This window comes from Kordia antarctica (assembly GCF_009901525.1).
GTDB lineage: Bacteria > Bacteroidota > Bacteroidia > Flavobacteriales > Flavobacteriaceae > Kordia > Kordia antarctica.
The window spans coordinates 1,848,903-1,865,908 of the sequence record NZ_CP019288.1; the positions used below are offsets into that span (position 1 = coordinate 1,848,903).

A 17,006-nucleotide genomic window follows, 5' to 3' on the forward strand; every position below is an offset into this window, starting at 1 on the left:
TAAAGAAACGATCTTATAAATGTTAAAACTAAAAAGTATTATTTTGAAAAATCTATGGAAAAGATGTGATGTGTTTCTTCAAATTTATAGGAAATTTTAAAATCATATACGTCACAGATTTTTTTAACAATGGCTAACCCTAAACCTGTAGATTGATTCGTGTCGGACTCTCTGTAAAAACGTAAAAATAAATTTTCAGGATGCGCTAAAGCTTTTTCTCCAAAATTTGAAATAACAAGTAGATTGTCTTTTGTGATAATTGTAATTTCTTCATTCTGTTTGGTATGCTTAATGGCATTTGAAATCAGATTATTAATTAAAATATCTGCAAGAAAAACATCCATTGAAACTGATAGTTCATTTTTTGATGTATACACAAGATTTGCAAATTGAAGCTCTTTAAAGTCTTCAATCTTTTCGCTTACTAAATCTGTTAGGCTAACGTTTTCAATATTAATAAATTGGTTATTGTCTATTTTTGTTAACGTGGTAATGCGCTTATTGAGTTGTTTAAGGCGTTGAATGTCTTTTTGAATAGAACTTACCTGTTCAAACTGCTTGTCATTTATTTCTTGTTCATTGATAAGGTTATCAATTTTAGCTTGAATAATTGCTAATGGTGTTTGCATTTCATGAGAAACATTTTCGGTAAATTGCTTTAAATTCTCATAATCAGTCCGCACTTTATTTGTGAGCAAAGAAATTTCATTTTTTAATTCTGAAAACTCTAATACATCACTATCTACAAGCTCTAACGGTTCTTTTGTTGTTAACGAAAATCGTTTCATCTGCTCTAAATTCTTAAAGAACGGACTCCATAATTGCAGGTTTCTTGTGGTATTAAAGTAAAACAGAAATATAAATGCTAGAATAAATATGATACTGTTGGAAACAACTATGGCAATTAAAAAATCTTCAGACTCAACGATCATGTTTCTTACCGTTATTTGATAGTTTTTACCATTGATGGTTTTGTAGGTAGAAAGTTCTCGAAACAATTCCATTTCATCTTCTGAAGGATCGTAGATTATGGTGTCTTTCAATACATCTCTGCCTAAAACCGCTACCTCATTGACCACAATAACTGGTGGTAAATCATAGTGTGTTGCACCGTTTTTTATGATACTCTCTACTCGTAACTCTGTTGAATATAAAGCTTCTTTTACTTCATCTTCTAAAAGATATTTAGTGTAAAAGTATAAAGCAACCGAACTCAAAAATGCTAAGACTAATCCTGTTAAGAGAAAAGTTTTAGATGTTTTCTTTAGGAGTGTTGCTTTTTTTTCCATGTATTAATCTTCTATAAATTTATAACCACTTCCGTAGGCAGTTTTAATGTATTTTGCACTTTGAGGAGTTAACTTTTTCCGCAAGTTATTAATGTGTACATAAATAAAATCAAAATTATCGAGTAAATCACTATTATCTCCCCAAAGATGTTCCGCAATAATTTCTTTGGAAAGCACTCGACCTTTATTCGAAATAAAAAACACTAACAAATCGTACTCTTTTCTAGTAAGCGCAATCACTATTCCATCAACATAGGCAGTTCTGGATTTGGTGTCAATTCGTATTTCATTAAACTCCATAATCTCATCGCCACCATATTTACCGCGTCTAAGTACAGCATTAATGCGAGAATTGAGTTCAGCTAAGTGGAATGGTTTTGTAATATAATCATCTGCTCCTAAATCTAGACCTTCTAATTTGTCAGTCAACGAATTATTTGCTGAAATGATAATAACACCTGCTTTTTTCTTCTCTTTTTTTAATGTTTTAAGAACATCTAAGCCACTTCCTGTAACCAAATTGATATCCAAAATTATCACATCATAGTCATAAATGGCTGCCTTTTCTGAGGCTTCTCCAAAATCTGAAGCGACTTCACAGATATTTCCATCACGTTGTAAATACGTGACGATTGATTGTTGCAAATCGAGTTCATCTTCAGCTATTAGATATTTCATTTCTATAAATTTAAGACAATAAAATTAGTATATGATTCTAAATTAAATCTAAAGATGAAATAAATTATCATTCCGTATTGTCTGAGTTTATAATATGTAGAAATCGATGTACAATAGGTGCCATTACCACGGCAATAACACTAAAGAAAGCAGTCCCACTGAAAAGTGCATAAAATGACGCGAAAATTTTTGCTGTGTCAGTAGGCATTGGCGCAATTGGACCAACACCAGCAAGAATCATACAAGCATTATAAAAAGCATCTATCCAAGATAAAGACCCAAAATAATGATAGCCCAAAGTACCAATTGAAACTGATATTGCCACCATAATTATTGCATACAGTATGTAACGTAATGCTCTAATTATAAAACGCTTTCTCTGAATAACAGAGCTTTTTTTAGATTCAAATCTTAAAAACGACATGTGTTATTAGTATTTATAGAATTCAAATTTACTTAAGATTTCTTTAGTAAATTTACACTATGCAAAAAAAATGCAATCAACTCAAAGCTACCAACATTTGAGATACTAATATTAATTCCTTTTGTAGAAATTTAACATAATAATATATAAAATTTAGATTTATAGCTCTTACTTTGTGATACAAATGAAGTAATTATACTTTCATGATTGTGAACTTAAAATCGAATCTTTTTTAACATGAAACTGTTTAAACATATCATAGTTTTCTTTGTTTTTTCTGTACTGTTCAATGTAACAGCTAGTGCGGAAACTTTGTCATTGACAGGAATTTCTATTGATAATTCGGTTGAAAAAGAGCATTCAACACAGTCCTTTTCTAGTTTAGGAATAAACTTTTATATGGATGCTGAAGTTGAGCCTTTAATTAGCATATCACAACCTGACAATCTACCTTCATCATTAGATGATGAGATATCGAAAAAAGACGGACTTCTCAACAGAAGTCTTAAGTTATCACTAGCTTTTGGTAGCTCGTTTCAAAATTTTGACCGAAATTTTTTCAATATATCTTTCAAGAAAGAAATCCTCTTTCCCTTCCATTCTTTTTGGTAATTCATAGTGTTTCATCTTACGATTAAAAAAGTGCATTGTTTCGAACGAGACTATGCAAATTCACTATAAAATTATATCAAAAAAATAAACATCATGGAAACAGGAATAGTTGTTATTGTAACAATCTTAATAGTAATATGTACATTACCATTTATACTAATTAGTGGCAGTACTAAAAAGAGAGAAAAAGAGCTTAAAAAAGGGTTAGAAACTAGCATTTCAGACAACAATGGAACGCTGACAGAGTATGTAATTAACAATAATTTTGCTCTGGGATTAGATAGTAATGCACAACAAATTTACTATTATAAAAAAACTCCAAAAGCTGAATATATTCAAATAGTAAATCTTACTTATATAAGCGCTTGCGAAGTAAAAAAAGTTGCCAAACGCATAGGAAAAGTAAAATCAAAATATGAACTCATACAAAGTATAGCACTAGAGTTCACTTTTACAAAAAACAACGCAATTGAAGAGTTTGAATTTTACGACTACAATGATACTACACAACTTAATGGCGAGTTGGCGCTGGCTGATACTTGGAAGAAAAAAGTGATTGATTTGTTAACTAAAGATGCTATAAGTTTAGAAGATTCTAAAACTCAAAAAACAGCTCTCAAATTTGCTTAGATAGCTATACGATTGTAGCCTAATTTTTTAGTAGTATTCTGTTGGAAAAGGTTGAATCACATCAACCTTTTCTTTTTTAAATATGCTGCTTATTTAATTCATTCTTAATTGAATACAATATGTAAGTACTTATATTATTAGATTATATTTGAATTCAATTATTCGTATGTATGCCAAAAAAGCTCAACCAACTCGAAGCTACTGCCATTTGCGGTAATGATATTAGTTCATCTTGTCTGTACGTATCAGCATTAGCTATTGTTTATGCAGGACAATATGCGTGGATTTCTTTATTAGTTGTCGCATTGGTATTATTTTTCTTTAGAAGAATTTATGGCGAAGTAGTTGGTGCTTTACCACTTAATGGTGGTGCTTACAACGCATTATTGAACACAACTAAAAAGTCAACAGCGTCTCTTGCTGCATCTTTAACAGTCTTGTCATATATGGCAACTGCGGTAATTTCGGCGAGTGAAGCTGTAAAATATGCGCATAGTATTTGGACTTTTATTCCTGTAATTCCCGTAACTATTGGTTTATTGTTGCTATTTATGGGATTGGTTATTTTAGGTATTGGCGAATCTTCTAAAGTTGCGATAGCCATTTTTCTATTCCATTTAGTCTCGCTCACAATCCTTTGTGGATTCTGTTTCGTTTTCTTGATTGAAAATGGAACTGAAATATTAATGTCAAATTTTAGCACACCCGTAAAAGGTGGAATTATAACCGCTTTATTCTTAGGGTTTTCGGCGGCAATGCTTGGCATTAGTGGTTTTGAAAGTTCGGCTAATTATGTTGAAGAACAAGAAAAAGGCGTGTTTCCAAAAACTTTACGAAATATGTGGATTGTGGTTACGGTTTTTAATCCGCTAATTGCATTTTTAGCGTTGTGTATCATTCCAATTTCTACTGTGGTGGAAAATCAAGATGCTTTACTATCGGTTATGGGAAAAACTGCTAGTGGAAACTGGTTGTCATTATTGATAGGAATTGACGCTGCATTGGTTTTAAGTGGTGCGGTATTAACTTCTTTCGTTGGTGTTGGCGGATTAATGAAACGTATGGCTTTGGATAGAATTCTACCTAATATTTTACTAAAAAAGACAAAAAAAGGAAGCAATTATTTAATCTACCTGTTATTTTTTGTGCTTTGTGTTTCCGTTTTATTGATTACCAAAGGTGATTTGGCAAAATTAGCTGGCGTGTATACCATTGCTTTTTTATCGGTTATGATTTTATTTGGTTTAGGAAATCTACTTTTGAAAGTAAATCGTTCTCGATTGCCAAGACCTGAAAAATCTAGCTGGTTGGGATTGTTTATAGGTGTTTTTGCTGTTGCAGCTGCTATTGTGGGCAACGTAATTTTAAATCCTCAATATTTAGTCATTTTCATGGAATACCTAATTCCGACACTTGCTGTGGTGTTTTTTATGTTATATCGGACTTTCATTTTTAGAATCTTTTTGAAAATTTTAGATTACACTTTTCCTGATAAGAATACACTTTTTATAAGACTGAATAGGAATATTAAAAGAGCACTTACTACTATAAATAAGCAACAATTCGTGTATTTTACCAATCATGATGATGTTGCTACTTTAAACAAGGTTTTGCTGTACATTTCTAATAATGAATCTACAAAAAAAGTAAAGATAGTTTCAATCATAAATGAAAATGAACCTTTAGCGGTAAATTTGAGGAAAGATATTGAAACATTAGATAGAGCATATCCTTTAATAAATGTTGAGTTTATTGAAGAACTCGGTATTTTTGGACCAGAAAAAATACAGGAATTATCCAAGCGTTGGCATATTCCGAGTAACTTTATGTTTATTGCTTCCCCTGGACATAAGTTTCCGTATAAAATTCAAGAATTGGGCGAAGTTCGATTGATCATTTAATAAAAATAAAACTCATGAGTATTAAAAACACAAATCATATTTATAATAATGAATTGAAACCAACAGAAAGATTTGCTATTTGGATTACTACGAAAATAGGTACTATAGGTTTTTTTCTAATTATATTTATGTGGACACTACTTTGGTTAAGTTGGAATATGTTTGCGTCAATTCATTTGCGTTTTGATCCGTATCCAGCTTTTGTACTCTGGCTCTTTATTTCAAATATGATACAAATATTTTTAATGCCATTATTAATGGTTGGTCAAAATTTACAGGCGAAACGTGCGGAAATACGTGCCGAAAATGATTTCAATGTTAATATTAAAGCTGAAAAAGAAATAATAACTCTCTTAAAGGAAGTCAAAGAATTAAAAGATATGGTAACGAAACTTGCGCTTAAATAATAAAAACTACTCGTTAAGTGTTAGCTTAAAATTGAATAATGTGTGTGATATGACAGCTTCTTTTAGTATTCCATTGGTATATGTGTAATTATTGGTGTGATGATTACCAGGGTCGGATAATACATACATTGACAATCCCGCTTTACTTATAGTCTTAGTTATTCCTTCTAGTTCTGCAAACACAGTCTCTATGCCTTTTGGTTCATCAAAATACAGCATTGTTGTAGCGTACGTTATAGGTGAAGTAATTTGTGATGTTTTGCCATTATGATTTATGTAATAAACACCATTTTTAAGAATTGTATTCGATTCATCATTAAGCGTTCCATTTTTTTCAATCTTATAATGGCTTGACTGTAATATACCATTCAAAAATTCTACCGTTAAAGAAGTTGATATTTGTGTTTCTCCAAAGATGTGAACAGTTGCTAAACTGTTTGTAGTGTAGATTGTAGAATTTCCTTCTACTTTTTTTACGGCTGTTAATGTGCCTATAGAATTTCCTGCAACGCTTAAATCATAATTAAGTGTTTTGTCTTGTGCTTTTACTAAGAAGTTATTTATAATTAAAAGCAGTATCAATAATTGTTTCATATGTATCTATTTTAGCCCTTAAGTTTAAGTTTAATTTCTTCTATTTTCTGCATCGTTGCTTCATATCCTATATCAAAAAGTTGATCTGATTTTTTAACATCGAACAATCCATATCGAAAAGATTTTTCAATTTCGAGCGCAACATTACATTGATTAAAACGATGTTGCATAGTTCCCCAAATAGCAAGTTGAAGACATCTTTCTGCAACATTTCTAAGTCCTTTTACCTCATCTCTTGTCTCGTGAGGACAAACACTTATTCCAATTACTTTTTCGCAATGTGTTAATAGCGGTTCAACGGGAAGATTATTGAGCAATCCTCCATCAACATACGTATTTCCATTAATTTGAACCGACTTAAATAAAAGTGGCAATGCACAGGAAGCCGCTAAGACTTCAATTAATTTTCCTTCTGAAATGATTTCAAATTCTCCTGAGTTGATATTAGAAATACAAACGTGTAATGGTAATTCTAAGCTTTCAAAATTATCTTTCTTTAAATGATTTCTTAAAAAATCCTTTAAATATGTAAGTTCTGTCAATCTTTTAGTTAGAAAACCTAGTTTAAAAATTTTCAAGAATGCTTTATCATGAGCTAATTTTAAAATTTCTTTAGGTGAATAGCCTTGACAATAAAGAGCTCCTATAATACTTCCTGCGCTCGTTCCTGACACTCTATTTGGAAAGATGTCATTTTCATTTAAAGCCTGTAAAACACCAATGTGTGCCACTGCTCTTGCGCCTCCACCAGAAAGTGCTATTCCAATTTTTTCCAATTTTTCATTATTTAGAATTTAATTTTTTCCATTTTCTCAACTTGAACAACTTGAATATTCAATAATTCATTGTTTTCGGTGCATATTTAATTTTTTTACAATTGCGGAAGATGCGTTATCTGCATAAACTCCATATGCGTTTACGACAATTCCTTTCAAATTATTTTTATTCGAGGAAATGGCATAAACAATCATTTCATCTCCTGGGTCGCTATCTCCCTCGAATCTGTAAAAATGGTCAATTTCAAAATCATCTGGTGATAATTCAGTTGCTGTTAGATGACAAACAAGACATTCCTTGTCAGTCAATATTGAAAAATCAATAGTATAACCAAGTTTGTTAAGGTCAGTCATAGCTTCGGTAACTGTATCGTAACTTTTCATTTTCATAAGTATGTTTATTAAATTACCTCTAATCTCAATATTAACTAACCAGATACATTAAGTAATATTTTTTCTTTTTAAATTATTCTCTATTATTTTTCCAAACCACATTACTATACGGATATGGGATTTCTATTCCTTCTTTATCAAATTGCTCTTTGATACTCTCCAATAAATCACAACCCATTAAAAAGGCATCTCCAGGATTTGCAGCCCAAGTCCAAGCTCTGAGTGTTATGGCAAATTCGCCAACCGAAATTACTCGAATTGGAGCAATATCATCTGTGTTTTTTTTATTTAACGATATTCTGTGGTCAATAAACAAAGGATGTTTTATAATTTCATCTTTCATGATGGCTTTTGCTTTCTTTATATCAGCAGTATAGGACACATTCATTTCTACCCATTCGCAACAAATATCCTCAGCAAAATTTGCGTTAACTATAACCTCACTACTCATTACAGAATTGGGTATAATAATACGCTTGTTCTCGTAATTTTTAATCACTGTATGCCGCAACGTAATATCTTCCACAACACCTTCAATTGCTCTTACAGATATTCTGTCTTTAAGACGATACGGCTTTGTAATCACAATCATAATTCCGCTAATAATGTTAGATAATACCTGTTGTGATGCAAAACCAATAACTGCCACAATAACACCTGCACCTGCAAGAATTGTGGTAGCAATATGCTTTAGGTTTGGAATCATAAATATAATGAAACTCAATCCGATCAATAGTATTAAAACACTTACCATTTGTTGCAGAAATCTTGAATTTGTTGCATCAAAATCCTCGCTTATCATATGTTTTTTAATTCCTTTGCTTACCAATTTATTGAAAACTACATAGACCAATAGTGTAATTACAAGTATGACAATTACATGTGCTAACAACGACGTATCTTTTTTTAATATGTCTATAAAATTATCCATCCGTATTGTTTTTATCTAACCGCTTATAAGGTCTTATAATTAATCCTAAAGGTCTGTCATAACTGATATAATTTGAAAACCAATCAAGAAAAGCGACAAATTTATTTCTAAAACCAATCAAAGAAAAGATGTGAATAAACATCCACACCAACCAAGCAAATGTGCCTTGAAACTTCCATTTTGGTAAATCGACTACTGCTTTTTTTCTACCTACGGTTGCCATAGTTCCTTTGTCTTTATATTTGAACACTTCTAAAGGTTTACTAGCAATTTGTCTTAAAATATTTTTAGAAAGTAGTTTACCTTGTTGTTGTGCAACAGGTGCTAACATTGGTAATCCTTTTGGATTTAACAACGAAAGATGTGCCGCTACATCACCAATAGCAAATACATTTTTAAATCCTATTACTTGATTGTATTCATTAACCGAAATACGATTGCCACCAACAATTACCTCTTTAGGTAATCCGTTTATTGGCGCACCTTTTACACCTGCTGTCCAAATTACGGTGTCCGTTTGAAAGGTTGTTTGATCTGCCAAGGTGATTTTAACACCATCATAGTCACTTACTTTGGCATTTAAGAATACATTAATGCCTAATTGCTTTAAGTATAGTTCGCTTTTCGCGGAAGCATTCTCTGACATAACTGCTAACAATTTTGGTGCAGCTTCGTATAGATTGATATTCATTTTTGAAATATCTAATCCAGGGAAATCTTTTGGAATCACAAAACGTTTCATTTCAGCCAAAGCGCCTGCCAATTCAATTCCTGCTGGTCCACCACCAACAATGGCGATATTTAAAATCTCATCTAACGGTTGATTGTTAGTATCTTCCATTGCTTTTTCTAAATTCTGAAAAATAAAACTTCTCAGATTTAATGCATCTGGAATAGATTTTAGTGTGAGCAATTTATCCTTTACAGGTTCAAAATTGAAAAAATTATTTTGGCTTCCTGTTGCTATTATCAAATAATCATAAGATATAATTCCAGCAGTTGTAGAAAGCGTTTGTTCTTGTGAAGACACAGAAAACACTTCAGCCATCCTAAAATTGACATTTTTATATTTTCTGAAAATTCTACGTACAGGATAAGCAATGCTGCCAGGTTCTAGCCCACCAGTCGCTACTTGATACATTAGAGGTTGAAAATTGTGATAATTGTGTTGGTCAATTAGCAACACATCTACATTTTTATTTTTAAATGATTTTGCCATAGCAATACCACCAAAACCTGCACCTATAATTACTATTTTTGGTTTGTTGTCCATACAATTCCTATTCTTTTATAATTTTCAAAATAGTAGGTAATACCACTAATAAAAGCGGCAACGCAAATACCAATCCGCCAATAACAGCAATTGCTAAAGGTTGATGTAATTGTGCTCCAGCGCCAATACCCAATGCTAACGGTGCAAGTGCCATAATCGCAGCAAAAGCAGTCATTAATTTAGGACGTAATCGTGCTGCAATAGCATATTCTATTTTTTCTACATGCGATAAAGATGCATCACTTTCTTGATATTGTCTATACGTAAATATAGAGTTTTCGCCAATAATACCTACAATCATAATAATACCTGTGTAGCTTCCGACATTTAAAGGTGTTCCCGTTAAATACAAACTCAATAAAGAACCAGCAACTCCTAAAACTGCAATTACTATAATAGCCAATGCAATTTTAATCTTTCTAAAGAGAAATAAAATCACAATAAAAACAAGTAATATGGCAGAAACTAGAATCATCATTAATTCTTTAAATGCGTTTTGCTGTTCTTTATAAGCGCCTCCATATTCAATAGAATATCCTGTTGGCAAAGAAATATTTTTAGTTAAATGACTTTGAATATCTTTAAGTGTTGAACCTAAATCTCGGTTGTTTAATCGTGCGGTAATTACGCCCATCGATTTTTGATTTTCTCGATTAATTTCAGCGACACCTTTGCCCATTTCGATAGTTGCCACTTGATTAATTGGTACGCTTGAACCGTTAGGTAGTAAAATGGCAGTATTATTTATATCAGACACTGAAGTTTTATGCGCATCAGGATAAATAAGTCGTATGTCTACCATTTGCTCTTTATCAATCATTGAACTTACCACAGTTCCTTCTATTTGTGTTTGTAATTGTAGCTGAAAATCGGCAACAGTCATTCCTAGTTGTGCTAATACGGGAACATTCGGAATTATAGATAAACTTGGACCTGCAACGATAATTCCGTTGTTTACATCGGCTGTACCTGGAACAGTTTCAATTGCTGTTGCAATTTCTTGCGATAAACTTTCTAAGGTGTTCACATTAGTTCCGAATACTTTTATTTCGATTGGCTGTACAGAACTCATTAGATCGCCCAACATATCACCAATAACTTGCCCAAAATCAATAGTTAATTGTGGCACTTTTTCTTCAATTCGTTTTCGTATTTCATCTGAAACTTCTGTTGTAGTTGCGGTACGTTTCTCTTTTAGTTTGATTAAATAATCGCCACGATTGGGTTCGGTAATAAAGAATCCCATTTGTGTTCCTAATCTTGCAGAATACGCTTCTACTTCGGGTTGCGTATCCAATACTTCATTAACTATTTGAAGCATTCTATCGGTTTCTTCCAACGTTGTTCCAGCAGGGCTATTATAATCTAACACAATGCTTCCTTCGTCCATTTCTGGTAAAAATCCAGAAGGTAATTTTGAAGGAATTACGATCAGTATCGCTACACAAATTAGTAAAAAGAATATTCCGATAATTGGTTTACCTAATACGCTATGAATCCATTTTGTTTTTGGTTCGTGCTTGCGCTCAATAGGCTTATTTCGAGTAAATAAAATTGACAATACAGGAACAACCAACCAAGTTACCAAAAATGAAGCTGACAAAGCGATAATCATACTAAATGCCATTACCTGAAAGTAAGCTCCAGCAACACCTGTCATTAAAACAAATGGAATAAAAATTACTAAGGTACTTAATGAAGATCCTATCATTGCAGGAAGCAAATGTGTGATAGCTTCGTGAGCTACCCAATCCATTTTTTCTTTTGGATGCTCTTCTCTAATTTTATGAATTTGCTCTATGATAATAACTACATCATCTATCATTAAGCCAATTGCTGCTGCAACTGCGCCCAACGTCATAATATTAAACGTGTAACCAATAGCATCGAGAATGATAAGTGTTAATGACAACGACACTGGAATGGTAAATAAAACCACCATACTTGCCGAGAATGAACGTAAAAAAAGAATTACTACCAATAATGCCAAAACAAGTCCAATCCACAGTACGTCTTTGATACTTGCAATACTGGTATTTACAAAATCTGCTTGTTTGTAATACGGTTTAAGTACTACGCCTTTAGGTAATATCTTGCTTAATTCTGCTACTTTTTGTTCGATGGTTGAATTGACATCAATCAAATTTGCATTGGGTTGTTTTACAATTGCAATAATGGGAACATTTTTTCCGTTAGCGAGAATTTTCACGTATTCTTTTACTTCGGAAACTTTAATGTTTGCCACATCTTTTAATCGAATTAAACGATTCGGGCTATTGACAATGACTAAATCCTGAAGATCGTTAATATCATCTATCGCATTGTCAGTAAGAGTGAGATACATTCGATTATAATCTGTAATGTATCCGTTGGATTGTAATAAATTGGCATTGACAATAGCACTTCGAATTGTAGAAATAGATATTCCTAATGATTTGATAACTTCAGGCTTTAGAATCACTTGAAATTCTTTATCCTTTCCGCCTATGATTGCAATATCTGAAACGCCTGGTGTAGCTGCCAAAAATGGTTTGATTTGATAGGTTGCAATTTTCTTTAAATCTACTTGCGACAATCCATCTCCTTCTAAAGAATAACCCATTACAGGCAAAATAGAAGGGTTCATTTTTTCTACTGAAAAAACAGTGCTTGGCAAAATACTACCTTGCGATTGATTGATGAAAGACTCAATTTGCGATTTTGCAGTATTGATATCTGTGCTCCAATCTAAATACACCGAAATTTCACAACTCCCACGAGACGTTGTACTCCGAATATATTGCAAACCTTCCGTACGTCGAATGATGTTTTCTAACGGAATTGTTACCGTTGTCATCATTTTATCGACGGGTTGCTGTCCAGCATCTGCAATGACTTTTATCTTCGGAAATGTAATATCTGGAAATAGACCAGTTTTTAAATTCTGATACGTAAAAATACCACCTATAAGTATCAAAATACCAATGGCAAGAAGTGGAAACTTGTAGTTAGAATGCAGTTTTTTCAAATTTATTCTGAGTTTATTTAGTTCTAAAATGATATTTTTTTACCAAAACATATGTACTTTAATAGTTCAAACTTGCACCAAATCCAATTCCCATATCGCTGTCGTAATGCGTTGTAATTCCAATATTTCGAGTAACGATATACTTAAATCCTGTCATATATTCCTTGTCAGTATTTACCATAAATGCCCATCTTAATCGTGATGAAATTGGAATATCTTCTCGCATAAGCTGAAAACGCACATTTCCATCTGTAAATACTTCTCCTTGCAATTTCACTAGCATTGGCAACGTGTATTCCGCTCCTAAACTCAAAACTGCTCTTTGATCTTTCGTGTTCGTTTGTCCGAAAAGGTTTTTTTCTACTTCACCATTTTGTTTTCTGTACCGCCAATCAAAACCAATAAAAGGCATAAACCATTGGTTTTTTCCAATATACCGACCAACGTGTGTTTCTGTTTCATAACCGTGTCCATCGTGATACCCTAAACGCCATTCTGTTCCAAAACTCCAACGTGTATTTTGCAACATTACCATTCCGTCGTTTCCGTTGGTAGCAAAGTCATTTTCTGCCATAAAATGCAGTTTGTTGCTTTCCGCTTGTAGTTTTTTGTATGCCCATTTTTTATTTGGTAAATATGGATTTTCAGCTTGATTTTCATATGAAAAAACTCTGTTCATTCCTGCCATCATATGATACAAAATATGGCAATGAAAAAACCAATCGCCTTCTGCATTTGCCAAAAATTCTATGGTATCGGTTTCCATTGGCATTATGTCCAACACATTTTTAAGTGGTGCAAATTCTCCTTGACCATTTAATACTCTAAAATCGTGTCCGTGAAGATGCATTGGATGTCGCATCATCGAGCCATTGTAAAGCGTAATTCTCACATTTTCGCCTTTTTTGATTAGGATTTTATCAGTCTCTGAAAGCACTTTATTGTCCATACTCCAAACGTAGCGATTCATATTTCCTGTCAATTCAAAACGTAATTCTCTTACTGGTGCATTTTTTGGTAATGTTGTTGGATGCGGTGCTTTTAGCATTCCATAGTTTAAAGTAATGATGTCTTGGTTTGCATTCATTGAATGATTGGAATTATCCATTTTGTCGTCCATCTTCATGTTGTCCATTTTCATTTCAGGCATTCCAGAAATTTCTGGATACATTACAGTATTCATATCCATTTGCTGTAAGGACATATCCATTCCCATATCTTTCATACTTCCGTCCATATTCATCATATCGTTCATCATTTTCATTCCTTCAAAATATTTCAGTTTGGGCATTCTGCTTTTTAGCTGAATTTTACCACTTCCTAAATAGATGGAAGCGGATTTTGTTCGGTCTTCTGGTGTTACTAAAAATTCGTAAGCCGTATTTTCGTTGGGAATTGTAACTACAACATCATAAGTTTCGGAAACTCCAATGATTAATCTATCGACTTCTACAGGTACAACATCATTTCCATCATTGGCAACAACGGTCATTTTTCCACCTGCATAATTCAACCAAAAATAAGAGGAAGCTCCACCATTTGAAATACGCAAACGCACTTTATCTCCACCTTTAAATTGAGACAATTGGCTTTCGTTTTTTCCGTTGATTAAAAACTTGTCATAATATACATCGCTCACGTCCATTGCCAACATGCGTTTCCATTCGTTGCCCAATTTGGTTTTAAAATGTCCTGTTTTTATAGCTTCGGAATAACTTTGAGTAGTCCCTTTTTTAATAGCAGCCCAATCATTTGCATTGTGCAACATTCTATGGACATTTTCGGGTTTAATATCTGTCCATTCGCTTAAAATTATTGGAACTTGTGGTAAATCGTCAATTCCCTTTCTAAAAGTAGGGTCATCTTTTCTCTTCAATAAAACCAAAGAGCCATACATTCCAATTTGCTCTTGTAAACCACTATGACTGTGATACCAATGTGTTCCACTTTGAATGATTGGAAAACGGTAGGTAAATGTTTCGCCAGGTTCTATAGGCATTTGTGTTAAATAAGGAACGCCATCATATTTGTTTGGCAGAAAAAGTCCGTGCCAATGCAAAGACGTACTTTCTTTCAACTTATTATGAACCACAATTTCTGCAATATCGCCTTCCGTAAAAGTTAAGGTTGGCATTGGAATTTGTCCGTTTACCGCAATCGCTCTTTTTTCTTTACCAGAAAAATTTACGATTGTATCTGTGATTGTTAAATTGTAACGCACTACATTTTGCGAAAAAATGGTAGTTGTTGACAGTATTCCTATGAATACTACCAACCAATTTATGTATTTATACATTTGATTTATTCCTTTATAGTTTCAACCGTTTTGCCACAACTCAACATCTGCGAACCATAATAAGGATTTTTAATTGCACTTTCTTTACTTAACCAATTAGAATCCTTCATTGGGCAATACTGAAAATAAACAGGTTCTTCATATTTGGAAACTTTTAATATTTCGTAGATGTCTTTTGAAAGCCTATCAAGATGACCTCTTTGTTTTTCAACATCATTGGTTTCTGAAATAGCTTGAGTTTCTTTTTTTAATGGTTCCACAATCTTCATCCAAACCATTTGCACGTCCATTGAAAGCTTATCCATTTTCATATCATTTAGTGCAGTTAAAAGGGTTTTTGCATTTACTGAAGCTGTTGCTCCGTCAGTTTTAATTAATGCATTTTTAACTGCAAAATAGCTCTCGTAAACTGCTGAAAGCGGATTTACATCTTGCATTTCATCCATTTTGTTTGAATGCATTGTATGGTCATTTTTTGTCATTTCCATTTTTGGCTCTTCCGTTTTCGCAATTACTTGTTTTGCCCTTTCATATTGACAACAACTTGGTAAATTTGAATATGTATCATTAGGTGCTAAAAAAGTATCGTTGTCGTAACCTGCCAAAGCAATTCTTTTTAAAATATCTTCTTTAGAAGTTTTTAAACCGTCGTATGAAATGGTAGCCATTTTGGTTTCCTTATCCCAATCTACATTAGATTGGTTTTTCATATTTCCAGCTTTTTCGATTGTGCTTTCGCACATTCCACAGTTTCCGTAGATTTTTACGCTTTCGTTTTTTTGATTTTTTATTTGAGCGATACAGTAGTTAAAACCAAATAAGAGACAAAGCAATGGTGTGATGAAATTTTTCATATTTATTATTTATTTAATTTTAACAATTGTTGAATCCTGCATTTGATAACCACCTTCAGTAATGACCAAATCATGTACGTTAAGGCTTTCAGATTTTACTTGAACAAGAGAATCGTTTTTAAGTAAAGGTAGCACCTTTTGCTTTAATGCAAGCGAATCATTTACTACTTTCATTACCCAAAATTCAGTCAATAATTCATTGGTTTGTAATGCTGTTTTCGGAATGGTTATCGCAGTTGTATCTTCTTTATAAATAGTTTTGACTTGTACATTTAGATTTTCTGGAAGATTGGCATCTGGCAACGCGATTAGAAATATTTGAGATTGCGCCACAGGATCTATTGTTGGCAATGTGCCTGTTACTTTTGCATGAAGCGATTTTCCATTTTGAAGTACAATCTCGCAAGAAGAACCTATTTGTATCGCATCTTCATACTCATAAGGCACATTTACTTGAACCACAAGTGATTTAGGCTGCACTACAGTTGCTAACACATCACCTTCAGCAACATAATCATTTCGGGTAACATTCAGTACTGTAAAAATACCTGTTGCATTGCTCTTAATAGTTATAGGGTTTACAAACTTTGCCAACGAACTATCAATTTTTACTGCTTCTTTTAGTGCATCTTGTTCTTTGGTTCTTACCGATGCAAAAGTTTGTCCGCTACGAATATTATCACCTATTTTATACTTCATCCAAGAGATGTAGCCTGTAACATTAGACCGAATATTTTCTTTTTTTTGATACTGCGTTACACCATTAAACGTAAGGTATTCTTTAATATCATTTTCAGTGACACTTACTACGGAAACGCTAATAGGTGCTTTTTTTTCTGAAACTACTTTAACCTTTTTTTTACAAGCTAAAAAACTTATAATTAGAAGCAAAACCAGTATGTATTTTGAGTACTTTTTTTTCATTTGTTTAAATGTATTGT

Annotated in this window: 16 protein-coding genes; 4 read left to right on the forward strand and 12 right to left on the reverse strand. The window is 32.8% G+C overall.

Translation table 11 applies throughout. The annotated features are described in order from the left end of the window. Positions 1-38: 38 nt before the first annotated feature. The 3 genes from IMCC3317_RS07360 to IMCC3317_RS07370 all read right to left on the reverse strand — a co-directional run bounded on the left by IMCC3317_RS07360 (position 39) and on the right by IMCC3317_RS07370 (position 2,391). Complete coding sequence (locus IMCC3317_RS07360) at positions 39-1,289, reverse strand: sensor histidine kinase (RefSeq protein WP_160128883.1); 1,251 nt, start codon at positions 1,287-1,289, stop codon at positions 39-41. A 3-nt stretch (positions 1,290-1,292) separates the two neighbouring features. Further along, complete coding sequence (locus IMCC3317_RS07365; protein ID WP_160128884.1) at positions 1,293-1,967, reverse strand: response regulator transcription factor; 675 nt, start codon at positions 1,965-1,967, stop codon at positions 1,293-1,295. Between the two features lie 67 nt (positions 1,968-2,034). Further along, positions 2,035-2,391: a hypothetical protein gene (locus IMCC3317_RS07370; protein ID WP_160128885.1), complete on the reverse strand. Its 357-nt coding sequence runs from the start codon at positions 2,389-2,391 to the stop codon at positions 2,035-2,037. A 237-nt stretch (positions 2,392-2,628) separates the two neighbouring features. Here IMCC3317_RS07370 and IMCC3317_RS07375 point away from each other — a divergent pair, with 237 nt between their 5' ends. The 4 genes from IMCC3317_RS07375 (at position 2,629) to IMCC3317_RS07390 (ending at position 5,941) form a co-directional block, all read left to right on the forward strand. Further along, the gene (locus tag IMCC3317_RS07375; RefSeq protein WP_160128886.1) at positions 2,629-3,003 is read left to right on the forward strand and encodes a hypothetical protein; all 375 of its coding nucleotides are present in this window, start codon (positions 2,629-2,631) and stop codon (positions 3,001-3,003) included. A gap of 93 nt (positions 3,004-3,096) precedes the next feature. Beyond that, positions 3,097-3,633: a hypothetical protein gene (locus tag IMCC3317_RS07380; protein ID WP_160128887.1), complete on the forward strand. Its 537-nt coding sequence runs from the start codon at positions 3,097-3,099 to the stop codon at positions 3,631-3,633. 170 nt (positions 3,634-3,803) lie between these two features. After that, a complete protein-coding gene (locus tag IMCC3317_RS07385) occupies positions 3,804-5,534 on the forward strand; it encodes an APC family permease (RefSeq protein WP_160128888.1) in 1,731 nt (576 codons plus the stop codon). Between the two features lie 14 nt (positions 5,535-5,548). Beyond that, a complete protein-coding gene (locus tag IMCC3317_RS07390) occupies positions 5,549-5,941 on the forward strand; it encodes a DUF1003 domain-containing protein (RefSeq protein WP_160128889.1) in 393 nt (130 codons plus the stop codon). Positions 5,942-5,947: 6 nt separating this feature from the next. Here IMCC3317_RS07390 and IMCC3317_RS07395 read toward each other — a convergent pair whose 3' ends face one another. From IMCC3317_RS07395 to IMCC3317_RS07435, 9 genes are all read right to left on the reverse strand, one after another. Next, positions 5,948-6,535 (reverse strand): DUF6134 family protein, encoded by a 588-nt coding sequence (locus IMCC3317_RS07395; RefSeq protein ID WP_160128890.1) that lies wholly within the window; start codon positions 6,533-6,535, stop codon positions 5,948-5,950. Between the two features lie 11 nt (positions 6,536-6,546). Further along, positions 6,547-7,311, reverse strand: a complete 765-nt coding sequence (locus IMCC3317_RS07400) for a patatin-like phospholipase family protein (protein WP_160128891.1) — start codon at positions 7,309-7,311, stop codon at positions 6,547-6,549. Positions 7,312-7,377: 66 nt separating this feature from the next. Further along, entirely contained in the window at positions 7,378-7,695 is a 318-nt protein-coding gene (locus IMCC3317_RS07405; protein WP_228054982.1) for a phosphoribosylpyrophosphate synthetase, read from the reverse strand. An 82-nt stretch (positions 7,696-7,777) separates the two neighbouring features. Next, complete coding sequence (locus IMCC3317_RS07410; protein WP_160128893.1) at positions 7,778-8,635, reverse strand: mechanosensitive ion channel family protein; 858 nt, start codon at positions 8,633-8,635, stop codon at positions 7,778-7,780. Next, positions 8,628-9,908, reverse strand: a complete 1,281-nt coding sequence (locus IMCC3317_RS07415; protein ID WP_160128894.1) for an NAD(P)/FAD-dependent oxidoreductase — start codon at positions 9,906-9,908, stop codon at positions 8,628-8,630. Before IMCC3317_RS07415 ends, IMCC3317_RS07410 begins: the two co-directional genes overlap by 8 nt. Positions 9,909-9,915: 7 nt before the next feature. Continuing rightward, the gene (locus IMCC3317_RS07420) at positions 9,916-12,915 is read right to left on the reverse strand and encodes an efflux RND transporter permease subunit (protein WP_160128895.1); all 3,000 of its coding nucleotides are present in this window, start codon (positions 12,913-12,915) and stop codon (positions 9,916-9,918) included. A gap of 58 nt (positions 12,916-12,973) precedes the next feature. Continuing rightward, entirely contained in the window at positions 12,974-15,211 is a 2,238-nt protein-coding gene (locus IMCC3317_RS07425; RefSeq protein ID WP_160128896.1) for a multicopper oxidase family protein, read from the reverse strand. A gap of 5 nt (positions 15,212-15,216) precedes the next feature. Then, on the reverse strand, positions 15,217-16,065 hold the full coding sequence (locus tag IMCC3317_RS07430) for a DUF3347 domain-containing protein (protein ID WP_160128897.1): 849 nt from the start codon (positions 16,063-16,065) through the stop codon (positions 15,217-15,219). A 9-nt stretch (positions 16,066-16,074) separates the two neighbouring features. Continuing rightward, positions 16,075-16,989 carry an efflux RND transporter periplasmic adaptor subunit gene (locus IMCC3317_RS07435; RefSeq protein WP_160128898.1) on the reverse strand — a complete coding sequence of 305 codons (915 nt, stop codon included), beginning with the start codon at positions 16,987-16,989 and terminating at the stop codon, positions 16,075-16,077. Positions 16,990-17,006 lie beyond the last annotated feature (17 nt).

Bases quoted from the DNA above. Each gene is read 5' to 3' on its own strand.
- IMCC3317_RS07395 (WP_160128890.1), bottom strand. From the start codon at position 6,535: ATGAAACAATTATTGATACTGCTTTTAATTATAAATAACTTCTTAGTA.
- IMCC3317_RS07370 (WP_160128885.1), bottom strand. From the start codon at position 2,391: ATGTCGTTTTTAAGATTTGAATCTAAAAAAAGCTCTGTTATTCAGAGA.
- IMCC3317_RS07435 (WP_160128898.1), bottom strand. From the start codon at position 16,989: ATGAAAAAAAAGTACTCAAAATACATACTGGTTTTGCTTCTAATTATA.
- IMCC3317_RS07360 (WP_160128883.1), bottom strand. From the start codon at position 1,289: ATGGAAAAAAAAGCAACACTCCTAAAGAAAACATCTAAAACTTTTCTC.
- IMCC3317_RS07380 (WP_160128887.1), top strand. From the start codon at position 3,097: ATGGAAACAGGAATAGTTGTTATTGTAACAATCTTAATAGTAATATGT.
- IMCC3317_RS07410 (WP_160128893.1), bottom strand. From the start codon at position 8,635: ATGGATAATTTTATAGACATATTAAAAAAAGATACGTCGTTGTTAGCA.
- IMCC3317_RS07415 (WP_160128894.1), bottom strand. From the start codon at position 9,908: ATGGACAACAAACCAAAAATAGTAATTATAGGTGCAGGTTTTGGTGGT.
- IMCC3317_RS07385 (WP_160128888.1), top strand. From the start codon at position 3,804: ATGCCAAAAAAGCTCAACCAACTCGAAGCTACTGCCATTTGCGGTAAT.
- IMCC3317_RS07390 (WP_160128889.1), top strand. From the start codon at position 5,549: ATGAGTATTAAAAACACAAATCATATTTATAATAATGAATTGAAACCA.
- IMCC3317_RS07375 (WP_160128886.1), top strand. From the start codon at position 2,629: ATGAAACTGTTTAAACATATCATAGTTTTCTTTGTTTTTTCTGTACTG.
- IMCC3317_RS07430 (WP_160128897.1), bottom strand. From the start codon at position 16,065: ATGAAAAATTTCATCACACCATTGCTTTGTCTCTTATTTGGTTTTAAC.
- IMCC3317_RS07425 (WP_160128896.1), bottom strand. From the start codon at position 15,211: ATGTATAAATACATAAATTGGTTGGTAGTATTCATAGGAATACTGTCA.
- IMCC3317_RS07405 (WP_228054982.1), bottom strand. From the start codon at position 7,695: ATGAAAAGTTACGATACAGTTACCGAAGCTATGACTGACCTTAACAAA.
- IMCC3317_RS07365 (WP_160128884.1), bottom strand. From the start codon at position 1,967: ATGAAATATCTAATAGCTGAAGATGAACTCGATTTGCAACAATCAATC.